The sequence below is a fragment of the Limnospira sp. PMC 1279.21 genome, assembly GCF_032349615.1.
Classification (GTDB): domain Bacteria; phylum Cyanobacteriota; class Cyanobacteriia; order Cyanobacteriales; family Microcoleaceae; genus Limnospira; species Limnospira fusiformis.
On sequence record NZ_JARPLU010000307.1, the window covers coordinates 1 to 2,897 of the forward strand.

At 47.1% G+C, this 2,897-nt stretch carries 1 tRNA gene and 1 pseudogene; both read left to right on the plus strand.

Annotated elements, in window-relative coordinates:
• Nucleotides 1-441: 441 nt before the first annotated feature.
• Nucleotides 442-612: pseudogene (locus P5683_RS23890) on the plus strand (HNH endonuclease); the annotation flags it as partial.
• A gap of 1,956 nt (nucleotides 613-2,568) precedes the next feature.
• Nucleotides 2,569-2,641, plus strand: a tRNA-Met gene (locus P5683_RS23895).
• Nucleotides 2,642-2,897: the final 256 nt, after the last annotated feature.

Below are 2,897 nucleotides of genomic sequence, written 5' to 3' on the forward strand. Positions count from 1 at the left end.
TATTGACTAGTGCTATACAAAGCAGGGGGTCGTAACCCTGTTCCCATGACAAAGGGGTGTCCACATCAGGAGCCCTATGAGGTGAAAGTCTCAAGTACGGTTTGGAATGGGAGTTGGGGAGGGTGACTTCCCTTTCGACCCCTACCCTTTTGAGGGTGAAGGATGCGACCAGAAGCCAAAGCCCAATTGTCATGGTGGGGATATGCCCACAGGTCGCGGTGTGGATATAGATACTGCGATTAGTAGGAGTATTATGACGAGAGCGAGTTTAAAGACTACGTGGTTGTATACAGCTCTGAAAGTTGAAGTTACAAAGCAGGGGGTCGTAACCCTGTTCCCATGACAAGGGGTGTCCACATCAGGAGCCGTGTGAGGTGAAAGTCTCAAGTACGGTTTGGAATGGGAGTTGGGGAGGGTGACTTCCCTTTCGACCCCTACCGACAATACTTTACCACATCTGATCTAATTGAAATAGACCACATTGTACCTCGAAGCCTTGGTGGAAAGGATGAATACAAAAACCTTCAATTATTACACCGCCACTGTCATGATGATAAGACGGCGCTAGATAACGCCAACGCTGTATCCTTAACAATGGAACAATCAGATTAGGAGCCGTATGAGGTGAAAGTCTCAAGTACGGTTTTGTATGGGAGGGGGAGATGGCGACATCTCTCTCGACCCCTACTTGTCAATGTCCTTAGCAGGTAATGGCCAATTAGGACTTTGGGTTTGAGTCTTGCATACTCTCGATGTGCTATGCTATCATAAACCACTAAGTGCGAGATGTTTAGGAGACCAAATAAGGCTGAGATGCCTGAAATAAGCTCCTAGTGGGATTTCAACCCCTTGGTTGAATAAAAGAGGGCTGAAACTCTTTGAATATCCCATAACTATTTATGCGTCCCAACGTTTGGAGATGAGAATCCAAACTAGGCAGGGAACTCAGGGTCAATATACGGACTGTTTGAGGGAGTTATGACCCCAATATAGCAGAAAGTTGAGAGTAACGGCGGTAGCCACCCCCAATTTAAGGATTCACACCCTTAGGTTGAAGCGGGGAACGGAAGGCGTAATGGAAAAACCTATTTCCTACTCGACCACTGCCAACTATCTATGATTAGGAAAACCGAATGTCTGGCTTGAACCATCGTAATTATGAAGCAGCGAAATAGGTTGACACGCTGCGTCTAAAAGGACAAGGGGAAAAAGAAGAGGTTTTAACAAGCCATCTTCAAGATGTAGGATAATTTTGTGCTATACCTACACAGACCTTTAAAGTACCCCGGTGGAAAGGACGAATCTAAGGATAGAATGCCCACATAAATGGAACGTCGTAACCCCTCTTAGGCTCTCATATGGCAGGATTTACCTGCGGAGTAGTGATAAGTGTAAGCGCAAGGTGCGAGACGTTAGGGTATGAAATAGGGCTGAAATGCCATAAATCACTAGCCGGTGAAGATTCCAGCCCCGAGTTGGGATATAAGGAAACCTTTCCTGACCATCCTCATAACTGTTTATATGTCCCGACGCTTAGGGAACTAAGCAAGGCAGGGAACCCAAGGTCCTAAGCGAACTGAGAAATCACAGAGCAGAGGGTAACGGCGATAGCCACCCCTAGTTTTAGGACTCACAACCCTAGGACTAAAGCGGGGAACGGAAGGCTCCGAGGTGTAACCTAATACCGGAATCGAGACCACTGCCAACCATCCATGATTAAGGAAACTGAATGTCCGGCTTGAACCATCGTAATACACTAGCAGCGAAATAGGTGGACACGCTGCGCCCAAAAGGGCAAGGGGAAAAGTTGGGGGCTCTTACGACTACCTGCACAGACCTTTAAACTACCCCGGTTCTGAGGACAAATCTAACCATGGAATGCCCATATAAACGGAACGTTGTAACCCCTCTAATGCTCTGCCTATAAACAAGTGAGTAATGCTATTCACAAGGCAGTAGTGAAAAATGTAAGCGCATGGTTAGAGGGTGAAGGATGTGACCAGAAGCTAAAGCCCAATTGTCATGGTGGGGATATGCCCACAGGTCACGGTGTGGATATAGATACTGCGATTATTAGGAGTGTAGTGGCGAGAACGAGTTGAAAGACTACGTGCTGCATAAAGCTCTGAACATTGAAGTACGAAAGCAGGGGGTAGTAACCCTGTTCCGATGACAAAAGGGTATCCACATCAGGAGCCGTGTGATGGGAAACTATCAAGCAAGGTTTTGAATGGGAGGGGGTGAAGGTGACTTCACTCTCGACCCCTACCCCTGGAGGGTGAAGGATGCGACCAGAAGCCAATGCCCATCTGTAATGGCTGGGATATGCCCACAGGTCGCGGTGTGGATATAGATACTGCGATTAGTAGGAGTATAATGGCGAGAGCGAGTTGAAAGACTACGTGGTGCATAAAGCTCCAAAAGTTGAAGTAAGAAAGCAGGGGGTAGTAACTCTGTTCCTATGAAAAAGGGTGTCCACATCAGGAGCCGTGTGATGCGAAAGTATCAAGCACGGTTTTTAATGGGAGTTCGGGAAGGTGACTTCCCGTTCGACCCCTACCGATTTGTGCGCCCTTGGCCGATTGGGGAGGCAGCGAACTCATAATTCGCCTTCAGACTGGTTCGATTCCAGTAGGGCGCATTCCTGACAATACTTTATCCTGACTACTATCGCGTGATATCGCTCAAACCGATATTCGTACCGTTACACTCAAAATGCACTCCATTCAGTCTTAGCACACGGGACAATTAGTGCATATCCCTTAGCAACAAATCTTAATTATTGACGGGTTAATCAATAAGCACAACTTAATCAATCTGTCAAATACCCATATCACCCCCCAGCAATTCTCATTTTGGCGAAAACCTGTTCAAGTCCCCGATTAGGGGTCGAGAAG